This is a genomic window from Pseudomonas sp. NPDC089534 (assembly GCF_044749305.1).
GTDB lineage: Bacteria > Pseudomonadota > Gammaproteobacteria > Pseudomonadales > Pseudomonadaceae > Aquipseudomonas > Aquipseudomonas ekonensis.
Genome location: NZ_JBIVHR010000006.1, coordinates 25,920 through 52,864, shown reverse-complemented (window position 1 = coordinate 52,864; position 26,945 = coordinate 25,920). Strand labels below are relative to the sequence as shown.

General features: G+C 66.3%; 25 protein-coding genes. 15 read left to right on the top strand and 10 right to left on the bottom strand.

The window, feature by feature from the left end:
* Positions 1 to 117 precede the first annotated feature (117 nt).
* Both ACIP0B_RS03175 and ACIP0B_RS03170 read left to right on the top strand, forming a co-directional pair.
* Entirely contained in the window at positions 118 to 3,147 is a 3,030-nt protein-coding gene (locus ACIP0B_RS03175) for an FAD-binding and (Fe-S)-binding domain-containing protein (protein ID WP_400829717.1), read from the top strand.
* Between the two features lie 105 nt (positions 3,148 to 3,252).
* Entirely contained in the window at positions 3,253 to 4,422 is a 1,170-nt protein-coding gene (locus tag ACIP0B_RS03170) for a DUF1624 domain-containing protein (RefSeq protein ID WP_400829715.1), read from the top strand.
* A gap of 5 nt (positions 4,423 to 4,427) precedes the next feature.
* Here ACIP0B_RS03170 and ACIP0B_RS03165 read toward each other — a convergent pair whose 3' ends face one another.
* Positions 4,428 to 5,324 carry a LysR family transcriptional regulator gene (locus ACIP0B_RS03165; protein WP_400829714.1) on the bottom strand — a complete coding sequence of 299 codons (897 nt, stop codon included), beginning with the start codon at positions 5,322 to 5,324 and terminating at the stop codon, positions 4,428 to 4,430.
* 129 nt (positions 5,325 to 5,453) lie between these two features.
* On the opposite strand from ACIP0B_RS03165, the gene ACIP0B_RS03160 reads away from it, so the two are divergent.
* Positions 5,454 to 6,287: an oxidoreductase gene (locus ACIP0B_RS03160; protein WP_400829713.1), complete on the top strand. Its 834-nt coding sequence runs from the start codon at positions 5,454 to 5,456 to the stop codon at positions 6,285 to 6,287.
* 136 nt (positions 6,288 to 6,423) lie between these two features.
* Here the strand turns inward: ACIP0B_RS03160 and ACIP0B_RS03155 are convergent, their stop codons facing one another.
* Complete coding sequence (locus ACIP0B_RS03155) at positions 6,424 to 7,815, bottom strand: aldehyde dehydrogenase family protein (RefSeq protein ID WP_400829711.1); 1,392 nt, start codon at positions 7,813 to 7,815, stop codon at positions 6,424 to 6,426.
* Between the two features lie 104 nt (positions 7,816 to 7,919).
* Here ACIP0B_RS03155 and ACIP0B_RS03150 point away from each other — a divergent pair, with 104 nt between their 5' ends.
* The 3 genes from ACIP0B_RS03150 to ACIP0B_RS03140 all read left to right on the top strand — a co-directional run bounded on the left by ACIP0B_RS03150 (position 7,920) and on the right by ACIP0B_RS03140 (position 10,158).
* The gene (locus ACIP0B_RS03150) at positions 7,920 to 8,801 is read left to right on the top strand and encodes a putrescine utilization regulator PtrR (protein WP_217892496.1); all 882 of its coding nucleotides are present in this window, start codon (positions 7,920 to 7,922) and stop codon (positions 8,799 to 8,801) included.
* Positions 8,802 to 8,886: 85 nt separating this feature from the next.
* The gene (locus ACIP0B_RS03145; RefSeq protein ID WP_400829710.1) at positions 8,887 to 9,549 is read left to right on the top strand and encodes a M24 family metallopeptidase; all 663 of its coding nucleotides are present in this window, start codon (positions 8,887 to 8,889) and stop codon (positions 9,547 to 9,549) included.
* Between the two features lie 180 nt (positions 9,550 to 9,729).
* Entirely contained in the window at positions 9,730 to 10,158 is a 429-nt protein-coding gene (locus ACIP0B_RS03140) for a molybdopterin-binding protein (RefSeq protein ID WP_217892494.1), read from the top strand.
* A gap of 81 nt (positions 10,159 to 10,239) precedes the next feature.
* Here the strand turns inward: ACIP0B_RS03140 and ACIP0B_RS03135 are convergent, their stop codons facing one another.
* The 7 genes from ACIP0B_RS03135 to ACIP0B_RS03105 all read right to left on the bottom strand — a co-directional run bounded on the left by ACIP0B_RS03135 (position 10,240) and on the right by ACIP0B_RS03105 (position 17,085).
* On the bottom strand, positions 10,240 to 10,887 hold the full coding sequence (locus ACIP0B_RS03135; RefSeq protein WP_400829708.1) for a helix-turn-helix transcriptional regulator: 648 nt from the start codon (positions 10,885 to 10,887) through the stop codon (positions 10,240 to 10,242).
* A 21-nt stretch (positions 10,888 to 10,908) separates the two neighbouring features.
* Positions 10,909 to 11,541, bottom strand: coding sequence for a hypothetical protein (locus ACIP0B_RS03130; RefSeq protein ID WP_400829707.1), 633 nt, complete (start codon positions 11,539 to 11,541; stop codon positions 10,909 to 10,911).
* Positions 11,542 to 11,699: 158 nt separating this feature from the next.
* Complete coding sequence (locus ACIP0B_RS03125) at positions 11,700 to 13,115, bottom strand: purine-cytosine permease family protein (RefSeq protein WP_400829706.1); 1,416 nt, start codon at positions 13,113 to 13,115, stop codon at positions 11,700 to 11,702.
* Between the two features lie 251 nt (positions 13,116 to 13,366).
* Positions 13,367 to 14,518, bottom strand: coding sequence for an acetylornithine deacetylase (gene argE, locus ACIP0B_RS03120; protein WP_400829705.1), 1,152 nt, complete (start codon positions 14,516 to 14,518; stop codon positions 13,367 to 13,369).
* Complete coding sequence (locus ACIP0B_RS03115; RefSeq protein WP_400829703.1) at positions 14,515 to 15,192, bottom strand: DUF1028 domain-containing protein; 678 nt, start codon at positions 15,190 to 15,192, stop codon at positions 14,515 to 14,517. The genes argE and ACIP0B_RS03115 overlap by 4 nt, the downstream gene beginning before the upstream one ends.
* Positions 15,193 to 15,305: 113 nt before the next feature.
* Positions 15,306 to 15,722 (bottom strand): RidA family protein, encoded by a 417-nt coding sequence (locus ACIP0B_RS03110; protein ID WP_085586482.1) that lies wholly within the window; start codon positions 15,720 to 15,722, stop codon positions 15,306 to 15,308.
* A 58-nt stretch (positions 15,723 to 15,780) separates the two neighbouring features.
* On the bottom strand, positions 15,781 to 17,085 hold the full coding sequence (locus ACIP0B_RS03105; RefSeq protein WP_400829701.1) for a flavin-containing monooxygenase: 1,305 nt from the start codon (positions 17,083 to 17,085) through the stop codon (positions 15,781 to 15,783).
* Between the two features lie 273 nt (positions 17,086 to 17,358).
* Here ACIP0B_RS03105 and ACIP0B_RS03100 point away from each other — a divergent pair, with 273 nt between their 5' ends.
* From ACIP0B_RS03100 to ACIP0B_RS03060, 9 genes are all read left to right on the top strand, one after another.
* On the top strand, positions 17,359 to 18,315 hold the full coding sequence (locus ACIP0B_RS03100) for an AraC family transcriptional regulator (RefSeq protein WP_400829700.1): 957 nt from the start codon (positions 17,359 to 17,361) through the stop codon (positions 18,313 to 18,315).
* A gap of 135 nt (positions 18,316 to 18,450) precedes the next feature.
* Entirely contained in the window at positions 18,451 to 19,809 is a 1,359-nt protein-coding gene (benA, locus tag ACIP0B_RS03095; protein ID WP_400829699.1) for a benzoate 1,2-dioxygenase large subunit, read from the top strand.
* Positions 19,806 to 20,294 carry a benzoate 1,2-dioxygenase small subunit gene (gene benB / locus ACIP0B_RS03090; protein ID WP_085640572.1) on the top strand — a complete coding sequence of 163 codons (489 nt, stop codon included), beginning with the start codon at positions 19,806 to 19,808 and terminating at the stop codon, positions 20,292 to 20,294. The genes benA and benB overlap by 4 nt, the downstream gene beginning before the upstream one ends.
* 57 nt (positions 20,295 to 20,351) lie before the next feature.
* Complete coding sequence (gene benC, locus ACIP0B_RS03085; RefSeq protein ID WP_400829697.1) at positions 20,352 to 21,362, top strand: benzoate 1,2-dioxygenase electron transfer component BenC; 1,011 nt, start codon at positions 20,352 to 20,354, stop codon at positions 21,360 to 21,362.
* Positions 21,363 to 21,644: 282 nt separating this feature from the next.
* On the top strand, positions 21,645 to 22,406 hold the full coding sequence (locus ACIP0B_RS03080) for a 1,6-dihydroxycyclohexa-2,4-diene-1-carboxylate dehydrogenase (RefSeq protein WP_400829696.1): 762 nt from the start codon (positions 21,645 to 21,647) through the stop codon (positions 22,404 to 22,406).
* 22 nt (positions 22,407 to 22,428) lie between these two features.
* Positions 22,429 to 23,550 (top strand): muconate cycloisomerase family protein, encoded by a 1,122-nt coding sequence (locus tag ACIP0B_RS03075; protein ID WP_400829694.1) that lies wholly within the window; start codon positions 22,429 to 22,431, stop codon positions 23,548 to 23,550.
* A gap of 16 nt (positions 23,551 to 23,566) precedes the next feature.
* Positions 23,567 to 23,857 (top strand): muconolactone Delta-isomerase, encoded by a 291-nt coding sequence (catC, locus tag ACIP0B_RS03070; protein WP_400829693.1) that lies wholly within the window; start codon positions 23,567 to 23,569, stop codon positions 23,855 to 23,857.
* Between the two features lie 172 nt (positions 23,858 to 24,029).
* Complete coding sequence (catA, locus tag ACIP0B_RS03065) at positions 24,030 to 24,956, top strand: catechol 1,2-dioxygenase (protein WP_400829691.1); 927 nt, start codon at positions 24,030 to 24,032, stop codon at positions 24,954 to 24,956.
* Between the two features lie 79 nt (positions 24,957 to 25,035).
* Positions 25,036 to 26,049: a GlxA family transcriptional regulator gene (locus ACIP0B_RS03060; RefSeq protein ID WP_400829689.1), complete on the top strand. Its 1,014-nt coding sequence runs from the start codon at positions 25,036 to 25,038 to the stop codon at positions 26,047 to 26,049.
* 64 nt (positions 26,050 to 26,113) lie between these two features.
* On the opposite strand, the gene ACIP0B_RS03055 is transcribed toward ACIP0B_RS03060, so the two are convergent.
* Positions 26,114 to 26,932: an alpha/beta fold hydrolase gene (locus ACIP0B_RS03055; protein ID WP_400829688.1), complete on the bottom strand. Its 819-nt coding sequence runs from the start codon at positions 26,930 to 26,932 to the stop codon at positions 26,114 to 26,116.
* Positions 26,933 to 26,945 lie beyond the last annotated feature (13 nt).

The following is a 26,945-nucleotide window of genomic DNA, read 5'->3' as shown; positions in this document are numbered from 1 at the left end:
GCAGACCGCCTCTGCAATGAACATGGGCACCATGAGATGGCGGAGCCTGACGCAATCATTCGTTGCCTACAAGTGTTTACTGCCACAACGCCTTTTCCGACCGAGATGCCCCGACCCATGATTGCCCAGCTGTCGCCTGTTGCCGCCCTGAACGCCGATTACCAACGATTCCTTCAGGCCCTGAAGGATCAGGGCTTCAAGGGCGAAATCAGCGCCGACTACGCCAGCCGCGTGGTGCTGGCCACCGACAACTCGATCTACCAGCGCCTGCCGCAGGCGGCGGTGTTCCCACGGGATGCCGACGACGTCGCGCTGCTGGCGCGCCTGATCGCCGAACCTGCCCATCGCCAGGTGGTGGTGACGCCACGGGGCGGCGGCACCGGCACCAACGGCCAGTCGCTGACCGACGGCCTCGTCGTCGACCTGTCGCGGCACATGAACCGCATCCTTGAGATCAACGTGGAGCAGCGTTGGGTGCGGGTGCAGGCGGGCGTGGTGAAAGACCAGCTCAACGCCGCGCTTAAAGCCTCCGGGCTGTTTTTCGCCCCGGAGCTGTCCACCTCCAACCGCGCCACGGTCGGCGGGATGATCAACACCGACGCCAGCGGCCAGGGCAGCTGCACCTACGGCAAGACCCGCGACCACGTGCTGGAGCTGCACATGGTGCTGCGCGGCGGCGAGCGCTTGCACGGGCATCCGTTGGCAGAGCAACAGTTGGCCGAGCAGTGCGCCCGCCAGGACCGCGTCGGCGAGGTCTACCGCTGCGCGCGGCAGATCATCGACGAACAGGGCGAGCTGATCCGCGAACGCTTCCCCGACCTGAACCGCTGCCTGACCGGCTACGACCTGGTGCACCTGCGCGAGGCCGACGGGCGCTTCAACCTCAACAGCGTGCTGTGCGGCGCCGAGGGCTCGCTGGGGTTCGTGGTGGAAGCCAAGCTCAACGTGCTGCCGATCCCCAAGCACACGATGCTGGTGAACATCCGCTACGCCGGCTTCATGGAGGCCTTGCGCGATGCCCGGGCGCTGATGGCGCTCAAGCCGCTGTCGATCGAGACCGTGGACTCCAAAGTGCTGATGCTGGCGATGCAGGACATCGTCTGGCACGGCGTGGCCGAATACTTTCCGGAAAGCGCCGACCAGCCGACCCGGGGCATCAACCTGGTGGAGTTCTGCGGCGATGACCCGGACGACCTGCAACGCCGGGTCGAAGCCTTCCTCGGGCATCTGGGCAGCGACGCCACGGTGCAGCGCCTGGGTCACACGATCGCGGTGGGCCAGGCGGCGGTGAACAAGGTCTACGGCATGCGCAAGCGGGCGGTGGGGCTGCTCGGCAACGTCGCCGGCGAGGCGCGGCCGCAGCCGTTCGTCGAGGACACCGCCGTGCCGCCGCAGCACCTGTCCGAGTACATCGCCGAACTGCGCGACCTGCTCGACAGCCACAAGCTGCAGTACGGCATGTTCGGCCATGTCGATGCCGGCGTGCTGCACGTGCGGCCGATCCTCGACATGAAGGACCCGCAGCAGGCGGCGCTGGTGCGCCCGGTGTCCGACGGCGTCGCCGCGCTGACCCAACGCTACGGCGGCCTGCTGTGGGGCGAGCACGGCAAGGGCCTGCGTTCGGAATACGCGCCGGCGTTCTTCGGCGAACTGTACCCGGCGCTGCAAGCGCTGAAGGCGGCGTTCGACCCGTTCAACCAGTTCAACCCCGGCAAGATCGCCACCCCGGACATCCCCGGCGCCGCCTTGCTGAAGATCGACGAAGTGACCCTGCGCGGCGAGCTGGACCGGCAGATCGACGAAAAGGTCTGGCAGGACTACGGTGCGGCGATGCACTGCAACGGCAACGGCGCCTGCTACAACTTCGATCCGGACGACGCCATGTGCCCGTCGTGGAAGGCCACCCGCCAACGTGCGCAGTCGCCCAAGGGCCGGGCGTCGCTGATCCGCGAGTGGCTGCGCCTGCAAGGCGAGGCAGGGGTCGATGTGTTGGCCGAGGGCACACGCCGGCCGCCGTTCTTCGCCAACCTGGTGCAGCGTTGGCGCAACGGCCGTAGCCCGGCGGCGGATTTCTCCCATGAGGTGTACGACGCCATGGCCGGGTGCCTGGCGTGCAAATCCTGCGCGGGGCAGTGCCCGGTGAAGGTCAACGTGCCGGACTTCCGTTCGCGTTTCCTGGAGCTGTACCACACCCGCTACCTGCGGCCGCTGCGCGATTACCTGATCGCCTCGCTGGAGTACAGCATGCCGTTCCTGGCGCGGGTGCCGCTGATCTACAACGGTGTGATGGGGTCGGCGTTGAGCCGGCGGATGCTGGAACGCCTCGGCGGCATGGTCGATGTGCCGCTGCTCAGCCGCTTCGATTTCCACGGGGCGATGCGTCGCTGGCACGTGCAGCCGGCCACGGTGCCGGCGCTGTCGGCGCTGACCCAGGCGCAGCGCGAACGCAGCGTGGTGCTGGTGCAGGATGCGTTCACCCGTTACTTCGAGGCGCCGCTGCTGGCGGACCTGGTCGAGCTGATCTCGCGTCTGGGCTATCAGGTCTACTTGGCGCCGTTCAGCGCCAACGGCAAGCCGCTGCATGTGCAGGGTTTCCTGTCGGCGTTCAACCGTGCGGCGTTGCGCAACGCCGGGCAGTTGCGCGAGTTGGCCGATCTCGGCGTGCCGTTGGTGGGGCTGGATCCGGCCATGACCCTGGTCTATCGCCAGGAGTACCTCAAGGTGCCGGGGATGGAGCGTTGCCCGGAGGTGGCGCTGGTGCAGGAGTGGCTGCTCAAGGCGATGCCCGAGCGCAGCGGTCTGCCGGCGGTGGAGGGCTTCCGCCTGCTGGCGCACTGCACCGAGAAGACCAACGCCCCGGCAGCGACCCGGCAGTGGGAGCAGGTGTTCGAGCGCGTCGGCCTCAAGCTCGCGACCCAGGCGACCGGCTGCTGCGGGATGTCCGGCACCTACGGCCATGAGGCGCGCAACCGCGGAACCTCGGCAGTGATCTACGAGCAGTCCTGGGCGCGGCAGGTCGAGGCGCCGGCGGAACGGGGCGAGGCGCTGGCCACCGGCTATTCGTGCCGCAGCCAGGTCAAGCGCCAGTCGGAGCGGGCGCTGCGCCATCCGTTGCAGGTGTTGCTGGAGCGTCTGCGCACCGTTTGAGGGCGGCTGGCCGTTCATCGACAAATTAGTGTTATAAGGTAACGCAAATTCGGGGCCCTCCGCTGTCGGCCCCGGTCGGATTCTCTTTTCGATTGCGATACCGCCATGACCCTTGCCGCTTCCCAACCCGTTCCACCTGTGACCGGCCGCCTGCTGTCCATCGATGCCCTCCGGGGCCTGGTCATCCTGTTCATGCTGCTGGACCACGTGCGCGAAACCTTTCTGCTGCACCGTCAGGTCAGCGATCCGATGGACATCGCGGCCACGGAGCCCGACCTGTTTTTCAGCCGCACCCTGGCGCACTTGTGCGCGCCGGTGTTCGTGCTGCTGACCGGGTTGTCGGCGTGGCTGTTCGGCGAAAGACACGCAGGCAAAGCGGCGGTCAGCGCCTTTCTGTTCAAGCGCGGGCTGTTTCTGGTGGTGCTCGAATTCACCCTGGTGAACTTCGCCTGGACGTTCCAGCTGCCGCCCAGCGTGATCTACCTGCAAGTGATCTGGGCCATCGGCCTGAGCATGATCGCGCTGTCGCTGCTGGTCTGGCTGCCCCGTTGGCTGCTGCTGACACTGAGCCTTGCGGTCATCGCCGGGCATAACCTGCTCGACGGTCTGCACTTCGCCAAGGAATCCGCGCTGCACGTGCCTTGGGCGATCCTGCATGACCGAGGCTGGATCGAACTGGGCGAAAGCCTGCGCCTGCGCACGTCCTATCCGCTGTTGCCGTGGATCGGCGTGATCGGCCTGGGTTATGCCCTGGGCCCGTGGTTCGCCCGTGGCGCCGATGCGGCGGTGCGCAGCTCCAGCCTGCTGCTGGCCGGCATCGCGGGACTGCTGGGGTTCGTCGGGCTGCGCCTGCTCAACGGCTATGGCGAGAAGCCGTGGGCGTTCGGCGACAGCGCTGCGCAAACCCTGATGAGCTTTTTCAACATCACCAAGTACCCGCCATCGCTGCTGTTCATCGCGCTGACCTTGGGCGTCGGCCTGTTGCTGTTGCGTGGGTTCGAGCGTGCCGGGGATCGGCGCTGGATCGGCTGGCTGACGGTGTTCGGTTCGGCGCCGATGTTTTTCTACCTGCTGCACCTGTATGCGCTGAAACTGCTGTACCTGATCGGGGTGGCGCTGTTCGGGCTCAATCAGGGCAGCCATTTCGGTTTTTCCTCGGTCTGGGCTGTCTGGCTGGCGGCGATTGCGCTGGCGGTGGCGCTGTTCCCGGCGGTGCGCCGGTTTTCGCTGCTGAAGGCCCGGCGCAAGGACATCGCCTGGCTGAAGTACCTGTAGCGGCCTCAGCCGGCCTTGCCCGTGCGGGCGAAATCGATGAAGGCCCGCAGCGGCGCCGGCACATGGCGCCGGCTCGGGTAGTACAGGTGCAGGCCGGGGTAGTACGGGCACCAGTCGCCGAGCACCTGCACCAGACGCCCGGCGGCCAGGTGCTCGCTGACCATGCCCTCGAACACATAGGCCAGCCCCGCGCCTTGCAGTGCCGGGCCGACCATCAGGCTGACGTCGCCCAAGGTCAGCGGGCCGTTGACTTCGATGTCCTGGGCGATGCCGCCGCGCTCGAACTCCCAGCGGTACAGCGTGCCGCTGGGGAAGCGGTGACGGATGCACGGCAACCCGTGCAGGTCCTCAGGCTTGTGCGGTGTGGCATGGCGCTCGAAAAACGCCGGCGACCCGATCACCACCGAGCGCAGGGAAGGGCCGATGGGCACTGACACCATGTCCGCCTCCAGCCGGTTGCCGAAGCGCACGCCGGCATCGAAGCCGCCCGCGACGATGTCCAGCAGGGCGTCGCTGTCGATGACTTCCAGGCGAATGTCCGGATAGGCCTGCAAGAACTCGCTGACGATGGGCAGCAGCACCAGCTCGCACGCCTGGCGCCCGGCGGTGATGCGCAAGGTGCCGGAGGGCTTGTCGCGGAACCGGTTGAGGTCCTCCAGCGCATCGTCGATGTCGCGGAACGCCGGTTGGAGCCGCGCCTGCAGGCGTTCGCCGGCCTCGGTCAGGGCCACGCTGCGGGTGGTGCGGTTGAACAGGCGCACGCCCAGGCGGCTCTCCAGGGTGCGCAGCGCATGGCTCAGGGCCGAAGGGGTCAGCCCCAGCTCCACCGCGGCGCGGCTGAAGTTCAGGTGCCGGGCGATGCACAGGAACATCGACAGATCGGCGGTGGACGGTTGCTTCATTTGTGAGCGCCTTTCACAAAGCCATGCAAATTTGCTGGGATTATCACATCAGTAGCACGGCCTTAGAGTTCACTCAACTCATCAAGAAGGCCCGGCACTGTCGCAGGGTCGCTGACAGGAGGAGTTGATATGCGTACCTGGCTCATTACTGGCGCTTCCCGTGGTTTTGGTTCCCTGATCGCCGAACACGCCCTGCGTGCCGGCGACGCGGTGATCGCCACCGCCCGCAAGCCGCAAGACATCACCGACCGCCTCGGCGAGCACCCGAACCTGCTGGCCGTGCGGCTGGACGTCACCCGCGAGGACGAAGCCCACCAAGCGGTGGCGGAGGGCGTCAAACGCTTCGGCCGCATCGACGTGCTGGTCAACAATGCCGGTTTCGGCGTGCTGGGTGCGGTGGAGGAGACCAGCGCCAGCGAAACCGAGCGGCTGTTCGCCACCAATGTGTTCGGCCTGCTCAACGTGACCCGCGCGGTGCTGCCGCACATGCGTGCCCAGCGCAGCGGACGGGTGATCAACATTTCCTCCATCGGCGGCTATCAGGCATATATGGGCTGGGGCGTGTACGGCTCCACCAAGTTCGCGGTGGAGGGCATCAGCGAAGCGCTGCATCAGGAACTGGCGCCGTTGGGCATCCATGCGACGGTGGTCGAACCGGGTTTCTTCCGCACCGATTTCCTGGATGAGCAATCGTTGATCAAGACCGCGCTGGTGCTGCCGGACTACGACGACACCGTGGGCAAGATGCGCACCTTCGCCGAGGCCGCCAACCATGCGCAGCCGGGGGATCCGGTGAAATTCGCCGAAGCGATGCTGGCGCTGGCCGATGCCCCGAACCCGCCGCAACGGCTGGCGCTGGGCAGCGACACGGTGGCGCGGATCGAAGCGAAGAACCGCCTGGTGGCGCAGGAACTGGCCGAGTGGCACGCGCTGGCGCTGTCCACCGACTTCAAGCCTGACTGAGTAAATACCGACTCGGTAATGACCTTGTGGCGAGGGAGCTTGCTCCCGCCGGGTCGCGAAGCGGCCCCGCTTTTGTCAGCGGGACGGCTGCGCAGTCCGGCGGGAGCAAGCTCCCTCGCCACAGTTTTAGGCAGGATCAGCGACGGTCCAGCCACACGGTCTGCGCGTTGCAGAACTCGCGCACGCCGAAGTGCGACAGCTCACGACCGAAGCCGCTCTTCTTCACGCCGCCGAAGGTCACGCGGGGGTCGCTGGCGGAGTAGCCGTTGATGAACACGCCGCCGGTCTCCAGCTCACTGGTCAGTTGCTGGGCCAGTTGGACGTTGGCGGTATAGACCGTCGCGGTCAGGCCGAACTCGCTGTCGTTGGCCAGGGCCACGGCGTGGGCGCAGTCGCGGGCGGTGATGATCGACGCCACCGGGCCGAACAGTTCCTGCCTGAACGAAGTCATGCGGTCGGTGACGTTGGCCAGCACGGTCGGCTCGTAGTAGTTGCCCGGCCCCTGGGCCTTGCCGCCGCCGAGCAGCAGGGTGGCGCCTTCTTCGAGGGTGGCGCGCACTTGCCCGTCGAGCTCGTCGCGCAGGTCGAAGCGGGCCATCGGGCCGATGTAGGTGTCGGCCGACAGCGGATCGCCCATCACCAGTCGGCGGGTGGCTTCGACGAACTTGCGGGTGAACTCCTCCACCACGCCTTCTTCGACGATCAGGCGCTTGGCGGCGGCGCACACCTGCCCGGAGTTCTGGTAACGGCCAATCACAGCGGCCTGCACGGCTTCGTCCAGGTCGGCGTCGTTGAGCACGATGAACGGGTCGGAGCCGCCCAGTTCCAGCACGCATTTCTTCAGCGCGGCACCGGCCTGGGCACCGATGGCCATGCCGGCGCGCACGCTGCCGGTGAGGGTGACGGCGGCGATGCGCGGGTCGGCGATGGCTTTGGAGACACCTTCGGGGGTGACGTTGATGACCTCGAACACACCGTCGGCGAAACCGGCGCGGGTGAACGCATCACGCAGCAGGTAGGCGCTGCCCATCACGTTCGGCGCATGCTTGAGCACGTAAGTGTTGCCGGCGATCAGCGCCGGCACCGCGCCCCGCAGCACTTGCCAGATCGGGAAGTTCCACGGCATCACCGCCAGGATCGGCCCCAGCGGACGGTATTCGATGCGCGCCTTGCCGCCTTCGACCAGGGTCGGCTCGGCGTCGAGCATGGCCGGGCCGTGTTCGGCGTACCACTCGCAGAGCTTGGCGCACTTCTCGATTTCGCCGCGGGCCTGGGCGATCGGCTTGCCCATTTCCTGGGTGATCATGGTGGCCATGGCGTCGGCGTTGTCGCGCAGGGCGCCAGCCAAGGCAGTCAGGGCACGGGAGCGGTCCTGCAGCGGCTTGCGCTTCCACTTGCCGAAACCGAAGGCGGCGCGGGTCAGGGCGGCGTCGAGGGCGGCATCGGATTCGAACGCGTAGTGACCGATCTGCTCGCCCGTGGCGGGGTTGACGGAAATGGCGTGGGTCAGGCTGGAAATCGGGCTCATGGCATCGTCCTGCGAGGTCAGTGGATGGGCCCAAGAGTAGGGTGGTATTCGTTTTCTGGAAACTGAATAATAAAGAGCGTTTCTTTCACGATTGGAGAATGATCATGGATCTGGTGCAGCTGGAAATCTTCAAGGCCGTGGCCGAGCACGGCAGCATCAGCGCTGCGGCGGCGCAGATCCATCGGGTGCCGTCGAACCTGACGACCCGGATCAAGCAGCTTGAGCAGGATCTGGGCGTCGAACTGTTCATCCGCGAGAAAAGCCGCCTGCGACTGTCGCCGGCCGGCTGGAGCTTTCTGGAGTACGCGCGGCGCATCCTCGACCTGGTGCAGGAAGCGCGGGCCACCGTGGCGGGGGAGGAGCCCCAGGGCGCGTTTCCGCTCGGCTCGCTGGAAAGCACGGCGGCGGTGCGCATTCCCGAGTTGCTGGCGGCGTACAACCAGCAATACGCCAAGGTCGATCTGGACCTGTCCACCGGGCCGTCCGGGACGATGATCGATGGCGTGCTGTCCGGCCGGCTGGCGGCGGCGTTCGTCGACGGCCCGGTGCTGCACCCGGCCCTGGAAGGGATCCCGGCCTTCGAGGAGGAAATGGTCGTGATCGCGCCGCTGCACCATGGGCCGATCGGGCGGGCGGCGGACGTCAACGGCGAGAGCATCTACGCTTTCCGCGCCAACTGCTCCTACCGCCATCACTTCGAAAAGTGGTTCAGCACCGACGCGGCGGTGCCCGGCAAAATCTTCGAGATGGAGTCCTACCACGGCATGCTCGCCTGCGTCAGCGCCGGCGCCGGCCTCGCCCTGATGCCGCGCAGCATGCTGCAGAGCATGCCCGGCTGCGCCACCGTGAGCGTGTGGCCGCTGGCGGCGGATTTCCGCTACCTGACCACATGGCTGGTGTGGCGGCGCGGCACCGTGTCGCGCAGCCTGAGCAGTTTTGTGCGGTTGCTGGAGGCGCGCGGGGTGGTGCGGGCACAGAGTGATTGACACTTTGTGTCATGGCTCGGTTAGTATCGCAATATACAAATGTATATAGCGCAATCGATGCGCGTTCTGGCAAAAGGAATGAGCGATGAACACAACCCTGAGCGGCAAAGAAGCGGTCGGCGAGCGGTTTGCGCTGGCGTCGATGGGGCAGGCGCAACGCCTGACCTGGCAGGCGGTGGAACGGATCGCCGAGGTCATCCGGCCCGGCCTGCTCGAATCCGAGGCCCAGGCGTTGGGCAAACAGATACTTGCCGAGTTGGGCATGGAACGGATCTGGCACCCGCTGCTGATCCGCTTCGGCGCCAATACCCTCAAGACCTTCAAGCAGCGCTCCGACGGCGACCCGGTGCTGGGCGAAAACGACATTTTCTTCATCGACATGGGCGTGGTCTGGCAGGGCCACGAAGGCGATGCCGGGGCGACGTTCACCACCGGCTCCGACCCGCAGATGATCGCCTGCGCGGAGGCCGCCAAGACACTGTTCGACCGGGTCGAGGCCTACTGGCGCGAAGGTGTCGCCGGCACTGAACTGTACCGGTACGCCGCCGATCAGGCCCAGGCCATGGGTTGGACGCTGAACCTGGACATCAAGGGGCATCGGGTCAGCGATTTTCCCCACGCCATCCATCGCGGCGGCGACCTCGGCCATTTCGACGCAGCGCCAAGCCCCGGCGTGTGGATCCTGGAAATCCAGATCGCCCACCCCGAGCTGCCTTACGGGGCGTTCTACGAAGACCTGCTGATCTGAAGCTTGCGCACGCGATCAATCGACTGCGCAAACCGGGCTATTGTTTTCCTACGGCGCCCTTCAGGGTTCTGTTGCAGGCGCAACACGTCAAGCTCAGCGCTGTAGTTGTTTTTATACAGCGCTAGGTTTGACTATGTGCTCCGTTTCCTAACCTATAAGTCAAGAAAAAGGATGCCCGTCATGAAAGTCAGTGCTCGCAACGTGTTCAAGGGCCAGGTCACGCTGGTCAAGGAAGGCGCGGTCAACGCCGAGGTTGTCCTGACCCTGGCCGGCGGTGAACAACTGGTCGCCGTGGTCACTCTGGAAAGCATCAAGTCCCTGGGCATCGCGGTCGGCAAGCAAGCGGTGGCGCTGGTCAAGGCGCCATGGGTGATGCTGATGACCGACGCCGAGGGCATCCGCCTGTCGGCCCGCAACTGCCTGCAGGGCAAGGTGCTGAGCGTGACCGACGGCGCGGTCAACGCCGAAGTGGTGATCGAGCTGTCCGGCGGATCGAAGGTCTACTCCATCGTGACCCGCGACGCCGTCAACGAACTGGGACTGGCGGCCGGCGTCAGCGCCACGGCGGTGATCAAGGCCTCCCACATCATCCTCGGCGTTCCGGCCTGACCGGACGCACACAAGCCCGGTCCGATGCAGCGTCGGACCGGGCTTTTCATTGCCCGTCGAAAAGCACCCCGGCCGGCGCGGTCAAGGCGCGCCGTTTCGCCCCTGCGGTGGCCCGGCACTGTCGGCCTTGAGCGAAAAGCGGCAGACATGGCCGCCGCGCAGCATGCATTCCTGATGTTCGGTCGTGCCGCCGCCCAGTGCGCCGATCAGCGCCAGGTCGAGCTCACACACCACCGGGTGGGCTTTGGCCAGGTGATGGAACACGCAATTGTGCGCAATGATTTGCGGCTCGCCCGTCGAGCGGAAAAACACCTCGGCCTGGTAACCCGAACGGTTCATGTGTTCGACGATCTGCGCTTCGTCGATGACGTCGTGCGTCAGGTCGGCCGCCAGTTTGCGCCCCAGGCTGCGCATCAGTTCCGCTAGGGCCTGCGGGCCCAGCAGCCCCGCGACCTCGTCGATCAGCAGGTTGGCCAGCAGCGGATACTGCCGGGGAAAGGCTTCTTTGGCCTGTTCCGTCAGCTGGTGCAGTTGCTCCGGACGCCGCCCGGTGGGCCGGGTGCTCCCGCGCATGACCAGGCCGTCGCGCTCCAGCGCCGCAAGGTGCTGGCGCACCGCCGTGCGAGTGATCGCCAGGCGGTGCGCCAGGTCGTCGATGCTCAGGCCCGCCGGCTCATAGAGCAGTGCGTGCAGCAGGTCCCGCTGTGTGCGGCCCAGTCCTTCCAGCATCGGCATGGCTCCCGTCGGACGTCAGAACTTGTCCGGAAACTGTTTGATCAATGCCCCGGTCAAGGCATCGGCCAGGTTGAGTATATGTTCGCGCATCATCTGCCAGGTCTGCGCCTCGCCTGCATAGTCCGCGGCGGCCAGTTGGTCGATCTGCGCGACATGGTGCCCGCCGTGGGCGCTGAGCAGAGCGTTGAGGGTCGGCTCCGGCAAATAGGGATTGGCCTTGGCGAGGAAGGCGGCCAACGACTTGGCGTTGGCGGTCAGTTCCGCCACGGCGGCTTGTTTGCCGGAGGCGTCCTTGGCCACGGTCGCATCGCTGTAGTGCTTGACCGCGCCCCAGTGCCCCGCGAGCAGCTTGAGCAGTTGCTCCGCCGCCGGCTGGCCGTAGAGCGGCGCGATGCTGCCGGCGATGGCGGTGGCGTTGGCCACGACCTCCTTGGCTGCGACGTCCGCCTGTTTGCGGTTGCCGGCCTGGTTGGCGGTGGCGTAGTCGCGGATCCAGAAAATGTGCTCGACCCACAAGTCGCGCAGGGCCAGGCGCGTCGTCAGCGCAGCGGAGGCGTCGGCGGCAGGGGCGGGAGGGGGAGCGGTTTGGCTCAAGGCAGGCTGGGCACACAAGGCAAGCAACAGCAATGTCGCGATCTTGATGTTCATGACAGCACCCTCGAAGGTGAGATGTTCAACAAGATTAATTTAAGCATCAAAATATGCTTTTATCGGGGCGATCGGCGTTTGCCGATGAATGGTCAGCGGACTCAGAAAAGACGACGGCCCTCCAGGAGGGTCGTCGTTGGTTGCGTCATCGTGTGCGCTTAGAGGCCGCCCGCCAGCTTCGCCCCCGACAACCGCCGACGGTACGCGCTGTCCCGCGTCGCCAGCCAGAAGTACAGCGGCGAGGTCACCAGCAGCCCCACCAGCCACGACAGGTCCGCGCCGTCGATGTGCACCGACACCGGGCCCACGTATAGCGGCGTGTTCATGAACGGGATCTGCACCGCGATGCCGATGGCGTAGGCCAGCAGCGCCTGCGGGTTGTAGCGGCCGTACAGGCCGCCGTCGACCCGGAAGATCGAGCCGATGTCGTACTGGCCCTTGTGGATGGCGTAGAAGTCGATCAGGTTGATCGCCGTCCACGGCACCAGCACCACGAGCAGCACCAGCACCATGTCGACGAAATGGCCGATGAAGTCCGCCGAGGCGCCGACGGCGGCGAAGCAGCAGGCCAGCAGGACGATGACCGAGATCACCGCGCGGCTGCGGGCGGTGGGGATCCAGCGCCAGGCGAAGGTCTGCGCCAGGGTGATGATCGACAGCACCGCACCGTACAGGTTGAGCGCGTTGTGGCTGATCACGCTGAGCAGGAACAGCACCAGCATCAGCGGGCCGATGGCGCCGGTGGCGAGTTTCACCGCGTCCATGGTGTCCATCCCGACCGGGGTCGCCAGCACCGCGACGGCGCCGAACACGAACGACAGGCTGGAGCCCAGCGCCGATCCCAGGTAGGTGGTCCAGAACGTGGCGGCCACCGGCACGTCGGCCGGCAGGTAGCGCGAGTAGTCCGACACATAGGGCGCGAATGCGATCTGCCACAGCGCCGCCAGCGACACCGTGGCCAGCCAGCCGGACAGGTTGAAGCCGCCGCGGGTGAGGAAGTCGTCGGTCTGGATGTGGGTCAGGATGTAGCCGAAGCCGACCATGATGCCGATCCCCAGCACCCAGGTGCCGATGCGGTTGAGCACATGGATGAAGCGGTAGCCGATGATGCCGATGACGCCCGAGCCGAGGGCGCCGATCACGATGCCGACCGGCACCGGCACGCTGTCGGCTACCCCGTGCAGGGACTTGCCGGCCAGGACGATGTTGGAGGCGAAGAAGCCGACGTACATCACGCCGGCGATCACCACCACCAGCAACGCGCCGAGGGAGCCGAACTGGGCGCGGCTCTGGATCATCTGCGGAATGCCCATCTGCGGGCCCTGGGCCGAGTGCAGCGCCATCAGCACGCCGCCCACCAGGTGGCCGACCAGGATGGCGACGATGCCCCACACCAGGTTCAGGTGGAACAGCTGCACGCCGAGGGCGCCGGTGACGATGGGCAGCGGTGCGATGTTGCCGCCGAACCAGAGGGTGAACAGGTCGCGCACCTTTCCGTGGCGGTCCTGCGGCGGCACGTAGCCGATGGTGTGCTTTTCAATGAGCGGTGCGGCGTTTGTTGCAGAGGTGGCCATGACGAACTCCAAGGCAAGGACGAGTACGTGGACGTACTTCAGTGAGCGCCGGCGCGGCCGGCGCATTTCTTGTCGGGTCGATCATGTGCAATGGTGCGGGAGAGATAAATTAGTAGATTTGTTGCTTCAGACCTTAAAAAAACTGGGCCCGCGGATCGGCTCGAAAGGCTCTGCGCCGTGGCTTTCAGACGCACAAGCGACAACGCAGCCGGCCCCTGGCGAGGGCGGCTGTCGCTTGTCCGTCACACGGTTCAGCCGCGCAGGGAAGCCAGCATCCGTTGCAGCATCGCGTCACAGGCGTCGAGCTGTTCGAGGCTGACGAACTCGTCCGGCTTGTGCCCCTGGTCCATGCTGCCGGGGCCGCACACCACGGTGGGGATGCCGACCGCGTCGAACAGGCCGCCCTCGGTGCCGAACGCCACCGTGCCGAAATCCTCAGAGCCGCAGAACGCCGCGATCAGTTGCGCGGCCTGGCCTTGCGCGTCGGTGGCCAGGCCCGGATAGGCCGACAGCTCGCTGAAGCGGATATCGCTCTGCGCGCTCACCGCCCGCATGCGCGGCAGCATCTGTTGTTCGGCGTAAGTCTTGAGCTGCGAAGCGACCTCGGCCGGATCCTGCGAGGGCAGGGCGCGGATCTCGAAATCGAAACGGCAGTCGGCGGGGACGATGTTCAGCGCCTTGCCGCCGCTGATCACTCCGGTCTGCACCGTGGAGAACGGCGGGTCGAAACGCGGGTCGTGATGCTCGGGTGCCTTGAGCCTTTGGCCGATGCGCCCCAGTTCACCGATCAGCTCGGCCGCGCACTCGATGGCGTTCACCCCCTGCGGCGCGTAGGCCGAATGGCAGGCGTGGCCGTGGACGTCGCAGCGCATCGCCAGCTTGCCCTTGTGGCCGAGCACCGGCTTGAGTTCGGTGGGTTCGCCGATGATGCACAGCAGCGGTTTGACCGGGCGTCGCGCCAGCACCTTGAGCAGCGAGCGCACGCCGAGGCAGCCGACCTCTTCGTCGTAGGACAGGGCGATGTGCACCGGTTTGCTCAGCGGCGCCTCAAGCAGCGACGGCACCAGCGCCAGCACGCAGGCGATGTAGCCTTTCATGTCGGCGGTGCCGCGGCCGTAGAGCTTGCCGTCGCGCCGGGTCAGCTCGAACGGCGGCACCGTCCAGGGCTGGCCGTCGGCGGGCACCACGTCGGTGTGCCCCGACAGCACGATGCCGGGCCGGTCGGAAGGCCCGACCGTGGCGAACAGGTTGGCCTTGCTGCGCTCGTCGTTGTAGACCTGTTCGCAAGGCACGTCGAAACGCGCCAGGTAATCGCGCACGAACCCGATCAGTTGCAGGTTGGACTCGCGGCTGGTGGTGTCGAACCCCACCAGCGTCGCCAGCAGTTCGGCGCTGGCGCTCATCGGTCGTCTCCGGCCACGCCATAGCCCGGCGCCTTCGCAGGATCCAGGGCGCGGTCGATGTAGTCCTGAAGCTGGGGACGATAGGCCTCCCACAGAGTCTGCAACTGGCCGATGGGGTCTTCGTCGGCCCAGTCCACCCGCAGGTTGACGATGGGCCAGGTCAGATCGCCGACCACCACGACCGCCGCCGAATGCACCGGACCCGCTTCGCCGCCGAGGGCCTGGCCGGCCTGCAGCGCGCCGATCAGGCGGTCGGCCAACTGGCCTTCGCCGTCCTCGAACGCCCGCACCATGGCTTCGATCACCGAAGTGCCGGCGAGCATGTTGCCGGCGGCCACGCATTGCTCGCCCGCCACGGCGTTGTGCGTGCCCAGGGTTTGCCCGCCGCTGAAATGGGCGGTCTGGCCGAGGTGGTTGATCGCGGTGATCTGGCGGTACTGGCTGTAGCCGTTGCGGGTCAGCGCCTTGTCCAGCGCGGCCTCCGGGGTCAGTCCCTGTTCCATCAGCGCGAGGACGTCGGGCCCCAGGGAGGGCAGGGTGATGTTCTGGGTCGATACCGCGCCCACGCCCGGCAGCAGCCAGGGACAGCGGGCGCCGACGGCGATGCTCGACGAGCTGATGGCGATGCCGAACTGGCCGGTTTCCGGGCAGCGGGCGGCGATGGAAAATGTCATGTCTCTAACTCCTGTTCGACTGGAGAGCGGGGTTTTGCGGGCCGACCTCTGCACAGGCGAGCCCGCTCCCGCAGGGTTCAGCGGTGGGCGGGCAAGCGTGGCGGTCTGCCGCCTTACTCGGGGATCACCGCCACCACATCGATCTCCATCAGCCACTGCGGCTGCCCCAGCGCCGACACCACCAGCCCGGTGGAGATCGGGAACACACCCTTGAGCCACTTGCCGACCTCCTGGTACACCGGCTCGCGGTAGCGCGGGTCGATCAGGTAGGTGGTGGTCTTGACGATGTGGCTCAGGTCGCTGCCGGCCTCTTCCAGCAGTTGCTTGACGTTGCGCATCGCTTGCTCGGCCTGGGCGCGCGGGTCGCCGAGGCCGATCAGGTTGCCGTCGAAATCGGTGCCGACCTGGCCGCGCACGTACACGGTGTTGCCGGCGCGCACGGCCTGGCACAGGTCGTTGTCCAGGGTCTGGTTGGGGTAGGTGTCCTTGGTGTTGAACATGCGGATGCGGGTGTGGGTGGGCTGGGCCATGTGAAACTCCTGAAGAAAAGGGGCCCGGCGCGACGGGCGCCGGTGCGCAAAGGGAAGGTCAAGCGTCGACGGTGTCGGTGTTCTTGCTGTGGGCCGCCGCACGCTGGTCGGCGTCGCGGTAGGCCAGGTACTTGCGCTGGGTGGCGATGTGATCGGCCACATGCTTGGCGTCGTGCCACACGCCCCAGATGAACGAGGAGCCGCGCCGGGACTGCCACGGCAGGCCGAGGAAATACACGCCCGGTTCGCTGGACACCCCGCGCTGGTGCTGCGGCTTGCCCTTGTCGTCGAACGCGGCGACCTTCAGCCACGAGTAGTCCACGGCGAACCCGGTGGCCCAGATGATCGAGGTGACGCCGGCGGCGGCCAGGTCCAGGTCCGCCAGCGGGTGCTTCACGCACTCGGGATCCGGATAGGTCTCCCGGGCCTCGGGCTCCGGCGGCAGGTCCAGGCCGTTGCGTTCGATGTAGGCGTCGGCGGCATCGAGCAGCGCCAGGTAGTTCTCGTCGCCGCGCTTGAGGTTATCCGCCAGATCCTGCTTGAAGGTCACCACGCCGTCCTTGAACGACTCGGTCACGCCCACCAGGGTCATGCCGCGGTGGGCCAGGCCCCGGAAGTCGATGGTGCGGCCGCCGTGGGCGCCGCTCACGGCGATGGTCACGTGCTCGCGGCCCGGCTTCATGGCGGCCTGGTCCCACTCGCCGAGCACGCCCAGCCACCAGCAGAAATCACGGTTGCGGTAGGCGCGGGGCGGGCGGTCATGGGCGCCGACCGACAGGAACACCTGCCGGCCCGAACGCTGCAGCTCATCGGCGATCTGCACGCCCGACGACCCCGCGCCCACCACCAGCACCGCGCCCTCCGGCAATTGCTGCGGGTTGCGGTAGTCGGCCGAGTGGATCTGCAGCAGGCGTGCGTCCTGCGGGGCGATCGGCGGGATCACCGGCCGCTGGAACGGGCCGGTGGCGGCCACCACGCGGGCGGCCTCGATCACGCCCTCGGAGGTCTCGACGGTGAAGCCCGGACGCCCGACATTGCGCACCACGCTCTTGACCTCGACGCCGGTGCGGATCGGCGCGTTGAATTTTTTCGCGTAGGCCTCGAAGTAGTCGGCCACGCGCTCCTTGTGGGCGAAACCGTCGGGATCCACATCGTCGAATTCCATCCCCGGAAAACGGTCGTGCCAGGCCGGGCCGTTGGTCACCAGCGAATCCCAGCGGCCGGTGCGCCAGCGTTCGGCGATGCGGCTGCGCTCCAGCACCAGGTGCGGCACACCGAGCTTGCCCAGGTGTTCGCTCATGGCCACACCCGCTTGACCGGCACCGACGACAAGCGTGTCTGTTTTTATTGTTTCAGTGGTCATTTCTCATCCCTTCTCACGAGGCAATTGGATTCAGGCGGCGTGCGGCCTGCTCTCTGTGCTTGGGATCAGACTAGGGTCGGGGTGCCCATCGGTAAAATATTATTAAGCTGGGATCTGAGCATAAATTGCTGATGCAGCCGCTCGCCCGCCACGGCCCAAAACGCCGAAAGTGTTCGGTGATCGACCGTTCGACGGGCCGCCGATTGTCGCTGCCGCCACGCCGGCGTACTGTGGACGGCATCCGTGAAAACCTGACAAGAACGAGTGCCCTCCATGGACAGCCGCCTGCTGAGCGAGCGCAGCAGCGTGTTTCACCACGCTGACCCGTATGCCGTGTCCGACTACGTCAACCGGCACGTCGGTCAGCACCTCATTGGCCTCGCCAAGACCGCCCATCCCCAGGCCAGCCTCAACCACCGCAAGTTCGCCGAGCTGGACCTGTGCCGCATCAGCTACGGCGGCAGCGTGCGGGTCACCTCCCTGGCGCTGGAAACGGTCTATCACCTGCAAGTGCTGCTGCAGGGCAACTGCCTGTGGCGCGGGCACAAGCGCGAACAGCACCTGGTGCCGGGCGAGTTGCTGCTGATCAACCCGGACGATCCGGTCGACCTCACGTACTCCGACGACTGCGAGAAATTCATCCTCAAGGTGCCGGTCAGCGTGCTGGAGTCGGTGTGCGACGAGCAGCGCTGGCTGCGTCCGTCCGGCGGCATCCGCTTCCGGCGCAACCATTACCGGCTCGACGACCTGGAAGGCTTCACGTCGTTGCTCGGCATGATCTGCCAGGAAGCCGAAACCAGCGACCCGTTGCTGCGGGTGCAGGAACACTATGTGCAGATCATCGGCAGCAAGCTGCTGTCGCTGCTCGACACCAATGTCAGCCGCGAATCCTTGAGCGCGCCGTCGGCCAGCCTGGAGCGGATCCTGGATTTCATCGAGCGCAACCTCAAGCAGGACCTGAGCGCCGAAAGCCTGGCCGCGCAGGCGCGCATGAGCCCGCGTTCGCTGTACGCGCTGTTCGAACGCCAGTTGGGCGTCACGCCGATGCAGCACATCCGCCAGCGCAAGCTGGCGCGCATCCACGCCTGCCTCACCGACCCGAGCTGCCCGGTGCGCAACCTCACCGAGCTTGCGCTGGACTACGGCTTCCTGCACCTGGGCCGCTTCTCGGAAAGCTACCGCCAGCAGTTCGGCGAGCTGCCGTCCCACACCTTCAAGCGCCGCCACTGATTCCCCGCACGCCCTGAAGCACCTGCCGCGCCGTCCTGCGCAAAACGGATAGCGATGTGCAGGAATCGGCTATTGCGCCCGCCGCCGCCTCCCTAACCTGACCTGGCCTGAACAATAACAATGGAGGCCCTGGCCATGTCCCTGGGAATCGACTACCTCACTGCCTTGCTCGAAGAAGACAAGGAGAAGGGTGCCTACCGCTGCAAGCGGGAGATGTTCACCGATCCGCGGCTGTTCGAGCTGGAAATGGCGCACATCTTCGAAGGCAACTGGATCTACCTGGCCCACGAAAGCCAGATCCCCCGCCACAACGATTACCTGACCCTCACCATGGGCCGTCAGCCGGTCTTCATCGCGCGCAACAAGGACGGCGTGCTCAACGCCTTCCTCAATGCCTGCAGCCACCGCGGCGCCATGCTCTGCCGGCACAAGTCCGGCAACCGCTCCAGCTACACCTGCCCGTTCCATGGCTGGACGTTCAACAACAGCGGCAAACTGCTCAAGGTCAAGGATCCGGCCGAGGCAGGCTACCCCGAAGGCTTCAACTGCGAAGGCTCCCACGACCTGACGCGGGTGGCGCGCTTCGAGTCCTACCGCGGCTTCCTGTTCGGCAGCCTCAACCCCGATGTGAAGCCCCTCGCCGAGCACCTGGGCGAGTCGGCGCGGATCATCGACATGATCGTCGACCAGTCCCCCGAAGGCCTGGAAGTGCTGCGCGGTTCCAGCTCCTACATCTACGAGGGCAACTGGAAACTCACCGCCGAAAACGGCGCCGACGGCTACCACGTCAGCTCCGTGCACTGGAACTACGCCGCCACCCAGAACCAGCGTCAGCAGCGTGAGGCCGGCGAAGAGATCAAGACCATGAGCGCCGGCAGCTGGGCGAAGAAGGGCGGCGGCTTCTACTCCTTCGACCACGGCCACCTGCTGCTCTGGACCCGCTGGGCCAACCCCGAGGACCGTCCGGCCTACGAGCGCCGCGACGAACTGGCCCGGGACTTCGGCCAGGCCCGCGCCGACTGGATGATCGAGAACTCGCGCAACCTGTGCCTGTACCCCAACGTGTACCTGATGGACCAGTTCAGCTCGCAGATCCGCATCGCCCGGCCGATCGCCGTGGACAAGACCGAGATCACCATCTACTGCATCGCCCCCAAAGGCGAGAGCGCCGAGGCCCGGGCCAAGCGCATCCGCCAGTACGAAGACTTCTTCAACGTCAGCGGCATGGCCACGCCGGATGATCTCGAAGAGTTCCGCTCCTGCCAGACCGGCTACGGCGCCGGGCGCGGCTGGAACGACATGTCCCGCGGGGCGGCCCATTGGGTCGACGGCGCCGATGCCGCCGCCGAAGAGATCGGCCTCAAGCCGCTGCTGTCCGGGGTGCGCACCGAAGACGAAGGCCTGTTCGTGCTGCAGCACAAGTACTGGCAGGAAACGATGCTCAAGGCCGTCTCCGCCGAACCGCAGCTGATCCCCGTGGAGGCCGTGCCATGAACAGCCTCTACGACACCGTGCGCGATTTCCTCTACCGCGAGGCCCGTTATCTGGACGACGCCGAGTGGGACCGTTGGCTGGAGCTCTACGCCGCCGACGCCAGCTTCTGGATGCCGGCCTGGGACGACAACGACACGCTCACCGAAGACCCGCAAAGCGAGATTTCGCTGATCTGGTACGGCAACCGCGGCGGCCTCGAAGACCGGGTGTTCCGGATCAAGACCGAGCGCTCCAGCGCCACCGTTCCCGACACCCGCACCTCGCACAACCTGAGCAACATCGAGATCGTCGAGCAGGGCGAAGGCCAGTGCCGGGTGCGCTTCAACTGGCACACCCTGAGCTTTCGCTACCAGGTCACCGACAGCTATTTCGGCACCAGTTTCTACACCCTCGACCTGCGCGGCGAGCAGCCGCTGATCAAGGCCAAGAAGGTCGTGCTGAAAAACGATTACGTCCGTCAGGTCATCGACATCTACCACATCTGACCGAGACGGCGCGGGCCTTGGCCGTTGGCCGGGCCGGCGCCGTGAGCGAGGTGCAACATGGGTTTTCGCATCGCATTGAATTTCGAGGACGGGGTGACCCGCTTCATCGAGGCCGACGGCCAGGAAACCGTCGCCGACGCGGCGTACCGCCAAGGCATCAACATCCCGCTGGACTGCCGCGACGGCGCCTGCGGCACCTGCAAGTGCTTCGCCGAATCCGGGCGTTACGGTATGGGCGACAACTTCATCGAAGACGCGCTGAGCGAGGACGAACTCGCCCAGGGCTACGTGCTCACCTGCCAGATGCGTGCCGAAAGCGATTGCGTGGTGCGGGTGCCGGTCGGTTCCCAGGTCTGCAAGACGGGTCAGGCCAGCTTTGAGGCGGCGATCAGCGACGTGCGCCAGCTCTCCGAGAGCACCATCGCCTTGTCGGTCAAGGGCGAGTCCCTGAGCCGGCTGGCGTTCCTGCCGGGCCAGTACGTCAACCTGCAAGTGCCGGGCAGCGACCAGAGCCGGGCCTATTCCTTCAGCTCGTTGCCGAAGGACGGCGAAGTCAGCTTCCTGATCCGCAACGTGCCCGGCGGCCTGATGAGCAGCTTCCTCACCGGGCTGGCCAAGGCCGGCGACAGCATGACCCTGGCAGGCCCTCTGGGCAGCTTCTACCTGCGCGAGATCAAGCGGCCGCTGCTGCTGTTGGCCGGCGGCACGGGGCTGGCGCCGTTCACGGCGATGCTGGAGCGGATCGCCGAGGAGGGCAGCGCCTATCCGGTGCACCTGATCTACGGCGTCACCCACGACTTCGACCTGGTCGAGCTCGACCGCCTCGAAGCCTTCGCCGCACGCATCCCCGGCTTCAGCTTCGGCGCCTGCGTGGCCAGCCCCGAGAGCCGGCATCCGCTCAAGGGCTACGTCACCCAGCACATCGAGCCGCGCCACCTCAACGACGGCGACGTCGACGTGTACCTGTGCGGCCCGCCGCCGATGGTCGAGGCGGTCAGCCAATACATCCGCGAGCAGGGCATCACCCCGGCCAATTTCTACTACGAGAAGTTCGCCGCCGCGGCCTGAGACCTTTCTTAGCTGCTGTGGCAAGGAAGCGATTGTGGTGAAGGAACTGCTGAGGTGAAGGAACTGTTGTGACGAGGGAGCTTGTTGTGGCGAGGGAGCTCGCTCCCGCTGGGGCGCGCAGCGGCCCTCGCTTTTGAGAATGGGGCCTGCTGCGCAGTCCAGCGGGAGCAAGCTCCCTCGCCACACAGGTCTCCTTGCCACACAGGCCTCCTTTTCAAACAGGCCGCGATTTCATACAGGCTTCTGTGCCACACAGGCCCGGTACTTATTCTGGAGAACACCATGAACAACAGATTCGCCGACAAGGTCGCGCTGGTCACCGGCGCCGCGCAAGGCATCGGTCGCCGGGTGTGCGAGCGCTTGCTGGAAGAGGGCGCCCGGGTGGTGGCCGTCGACCGTTCGGCGCTGGTCCATGAGCTGCAGGGCCAGCACGTCCTGACGTTGACCGCCGACCTTGAGCAGTACGCCGATTGCGCCCAGGCGATGGCCGCCGCCATCGACGCCTTCGGGCGTCTCGACATCCTGGTCAACAACGTCGGCGGCACGATTTGGGCCAAGCCGTTCGAACACTACGAAACCGCGCAGATCGAAGCCGAGGTGCGCCGTTCGCTGTTCCCGACCCTGTGGTGCTGCCACGCGGCGTTGCCCCACATGCTCAAGCAGGGGCGGGGCGCCATCGTCAACGTGTCGTCGATCGCCACCCGCAGCGTGAACCGCGTGCCCTACGGCGCGGCCAAGGGCGGCATCAATGCGCTCACCGCGTGCCTGGCATTCGAGAACGCCGAGCGTGGCATCCGCGTCAACGCCACCGCTCCCGGCGGCACCGAGGCGCCGCCGCGGCGCATCCCGCGCAACGCCGCGCAGCAGTCGGCGCAGGAGCAGGCCTGGTATCAGGAGATCGTCGCGCAGACCCTCGACAGCAGCCTGATGAAACGCTACGGCACCCTCGACGAACAGGTCGGCGCGATCCTGTTCCTCGCTTCCGACGAGGCCTCCTACATCACCGGCGTGACCCTGCCGGTCGGTGGCGGCGACCTCGGTTGAACACGTTGAAACGGACACTGAAATGAACCCAATCCTGATCGAAAGCCTGTCGGCGGTGATCGTCGACCTGCCGACCCTCCGCCCGCACAAACTGGCGATGCACACGATGCAGAACCAGACCCTGGTGATCCTGCGCCTGCGTTGCAGCGACGGCATCGAGGGCATCGGCGAGGCCACCACCATCGGCGGCCTGGCCTACGGCAACGAGAGCCCGGAAAGCATCAAGGCCAACATCGACGCGCACCTGGCGCCGGCCCTGACCGGTCTGGATGCCTGCAACATCAACGCCGCCATGCAGACCCTGGACAAGGTCGCCAAGGGCAACACCTTCGCCAAGTCCGGCATCGAAAGCGCCTTGCTCGACGCCCAGGGCAAGCGCCTCGGCCTGCCGGTCAGCGAGCTGCTCGGCGGCCGGGTGCGCGACAGCCTGGAAGTGGCCTGGACATTGGCCAGCGGCGACACCGCCCGGGACATCGCCGAAGCCGAGCAGATGCTGGAGGCGCGCCGGCACCGCATCTTCAAGCTTAAGATCGGCGCCAACCCGCTGGAGCAGGACCTGGCCCATGCGGTGGCGATCAAACGGGCCCTGGGCGACCGCGCCAGCGTGCGGGTCGATGTCAACCAGTACTGGGACGAGTCCCAGGCGATCCGTGGCTGCCGGGTGCTCGGCGACAACGGCATCGACCTGATCGAACAGCCGATCTCGCGGGTCAACCGCGCAGGCCAGGTGCGCCTCAACCAGCGCAGTCCGGCGCCGGTCATGGCCGACGAATCCATCGAAAGCGTCGAGGACGCCTTCAGCCTCGCCGCGGACGGCGCGGCCAGCGTGTTCGCCCTGAAGATCGCCAAGAACGGCGGCCCCCGCGCGGTGTTGCGCACCGCGCAGATCGCCGAGGCCTGCGGCATCGCCCTGTACGGCGGCACCATGCTCGAAGGTTCGGTCGGCACTCTGGCTTCGGCCCACGCGTTCCTCACCCTGCGGCAATTGACCTGGGGCACCGAGCTGTTCGGGCCGTTGCTGCTGACCGAAGACATCGTCGCCGAAGGGCCGCAGTACCGCGATTTCCACCTGCACATTCCCCGCACGCCGGGCCTGGGCCTGACGCTGGACGAAGCGCGCCTGGCGCGGTTCCGCCGTGCCTGAACCGAAGGAGAGCACCATGCTGTTCCACGTAAAGATGACCGTGAAGCTGCCCGCCGACATGGACCCGGCCCTCGCCGCGCGGCTCAAGGCCGACGAAAAGGAACTGGCCCAGCGCCTCCAGCGCGAAGGCCTGTGGCGGCACCTGTGGCGCATCGCCGGGCACTACGCCAACTACAGCGTGTTCGACGTGCCCAGCGTCGAGGCGCTGCACGACACCCTGATGCGCCTGCCGCTGTTCCCCTACATGGACATCGAGATCGACGGGCTCTGCCGCCATCCGTCGTCGATCCATGAGGACGACCGCTGACCCTGAGCACACCTGTCCCCCTGTGGGAGCGGGCTTGCCCGCGATTGCGGTGGATCTGTGACGAACGCATCGACTGACACGCCGCCATCGCGGGCAAGCCCGCTCCCACAGGGGACGGTGCACTGCTCCAGGACTTTTGCGACCCGCACAACAACAAAATGAGGTGACCCCCATGACCGTGAAGATTGCCCACACCGCCGAGCTGCAAACGTTCTTCGAAGAGGCCGCCGGCTTCTCCAACGACCTCGGCAGCACCCGCTTGAAGACCATCGTCCTGCGTGTGCTCCAGGACGCCGCCCGGCTGATCGAAGACCTGGACATCACCGACGCCGAGTTCTGGAAGGCCGTCGACTACCTCAACCGCCTCGGCGAACGCTCCGAGGCCGGTCTGCTGGTGGCGGGGCTTGGCATCGAGCACTTCCTCGACCTACTGCAAGACGCCAAGGACGCCCAGGCCGGCCTGACCGGCGGCACGCCGCGCACCATCGAAGGGCCGCTGTACGTGGCGGGCGCGCCGCTGTGCGAAGGCACCTGCCGGATGGACGACGGCAGCGAGGAGGGCAGCGCTATGGTGATGTTCCTCGAAGGCCGGGTATTCGACCTGCACGGCCAACCGCTGGCCGGCGCCACCGTCGACCTGTGGCACGCCAACACGAGGGGCACCTATTCGTTCTTCGACCCGAGCCAGTCCGAATACAACCTGCGCCGACGCATCGTCACCGACGCCCAGGGCCGCTACCGCGCCCGCAGCATCGTGCCGTCCGGCTACGGCTGCGATCCGCAAGGCCCGACCCAGGAATGCCTGAACCTGCTCGGTCGTCACGGCCAGCGTCCGGCCCATGTGCATTTCTTCATCTCGGCACCGGGCCACCGGCACCTGACCACCCAGATCAACCTCGCCGGGGACCGCTACCTGTGGGACGACTTCGCCTACGCCACCCGCGAAGGCCTGGTCGGCGAAGTGACGTTCCGCGAGGACGGTGCGCAGGGTGTGGCGGGGCGTTACGCCGAACTGAACTTCGACTTTCAATTGCAGCCGGCCACCGATGCGGCGGCCGAACGGCGCAGCGCCCGTCCGCGGGCGTTGCAGGAAGCCTGATCGCATTCGATGCGGTGCTAGGTTCGCGCCCGTCCGACAGGTAGCATGGACGCATCCATGTCACAGAGCGGACCGCAAATTGATCGAGCGTCGCCACTTCAGCGGAGGCATGAAAGGCAAGAACCTCCGCTACCTCAACGAAAACCCGGACGGGCCGGTCTCCCTGCTCCGCACGGGTTTTCTGTTGCTGGAGCATTTCTCCCTGCCGGCGTTCACCCAGACGCTGGACACGATCGTCACCACCAACCTGCTGCGCCCCGGACTGTTCTCCTCCCGCACGTTCGGCCTCAACGACGGCGAAGTGATCAGCGACCTGGGGCTGGTGATCCGCCCGGACGAGCGTCTGGACGCCTCGTCGATCCAGGCGCTGGACCTGCTGGTGATCTGCGGCGGCTACCGCACCGAACTGAAGGCGAGCGAAGAACTCATCCACCTGATCAAGTCCGCCGCCGCCCAAGGCGTGGCGCTGGCCGGGCTGTGGAACGGCGCGTGGTTCCTCGGCAAGGCCGGGGTGCTGGACGGCTACCGCTGCGCCATTCACCCGGAGCACCGCCCGGCGCTGGCGGAAATCAGCAAGGCGACCCAGGTCAGCAGCGAACCCTACGTGATCGACCGCGACCGCCTGACGGCCTCCAGTCCCTCCGGCGCGTTCCACATGGCGCTGGACTGGATCAAAGGCCTGCACGGCAAGGCGCTGGTCGAGGGCATCGAAGACATTCTGGCGTTCGAGGAGTCCCGTTACCGGCGGATCAAACCGAGCGAGAACATATGCGTCAGCGCACCCCTGCGCGAAGTGGTCAAGCTGATGGACGCCAACCTCGAAGAACCGCTGGAGCTGGAGCAACTGGCGGCCTACGCGGGACGCTCACGGCGCCAGCTCGAACGCCTGTTCAAGGAGCAATTGGGCACCACCCCGCAGCGTTATTACCTGGAACTGCGCATCACCGAAGCCCGGCGCCTGTTGCAGCACACGGAGCTGTCGCAGATGGAAGTGCTGGTGGCCTGCGGCTTCGTGTCGCCGAGCCATTTCAGCAAATGCTACAGCGCGTTCTTCGGCTACCGGCCGTCCAAGGAAAAGCGCCTGGTCAAATAGGCAAAAAAAAGGCCGGGAGAACCCGGCCGAAAAGGAAGGAAAACGGATCGGTCGCAGACCGCACTCAGCGGTTGAGGAACGCCAGCAGATCCTCGTTCAGCGCTTGGGCGTGGGTCACCGCAAAGCCATGGGGCGCGCCGGCGTAGACTTTCAGTTCGGCGCCCTTGATCTGTTCGGCGGCCAGTTTGCCGGTGGTCTCGAACGGCACGATCTGGTCGTCGTCGCCATGGATCACCAGGGTCGGCACGTCGATCTTGGCCATGTCCGGACGGAAGTCGGTTTCCGAGAACGCGGTGACGCAATCCACAGTGCCTTTGAGCGAGGCCAGCAACGCAATGTTGAGGGTCTGGGTCAGCACGCCGTCGGAGACCGTCTGGCCCTTGTTGGTGCCGTAGAACGGCGCGGCGAAATCGGCGATGAACTGCGCGCGGTCCTTCAGCAGGCCGGCCTTGATCCCGTCGAACACCGGCTTGCCGACGCCGGCGGTGAAGTCGGGCTTCTGGCCGAACAGCGGCGTCACCGCACCGAGCAGCACCAGGCCGGACACGCGCTCGCTGCCATGGCGGGCGAGGTAGCGGCTGACGTCGCCGCCGCCCATGGAGAAGCCGACCAGGGTCACGTCACGCAGGTCCAGGTGGTTGATCAACTGCGCGATGTCGTCGGCGAAGGTGTCGTAGTCGTAGCCGTTCCACGGCTGGGCGGACCGGCCGAAACCGCGGCGGTCGAACGCGATGGTGCGATAGCCGCGGCTGCTCAGGTACTCCATCTGGTATTCCCACATGTCGGCGTCCAGCGGCCAACCATGGCTGAACAGGACGGGCCGGCCGCTGCCCCAGTCCTTGTAGTAGATCTCGGTGCCGTCTTGGGTCAGGAACGTGCTCATGGAAACTCCTTGT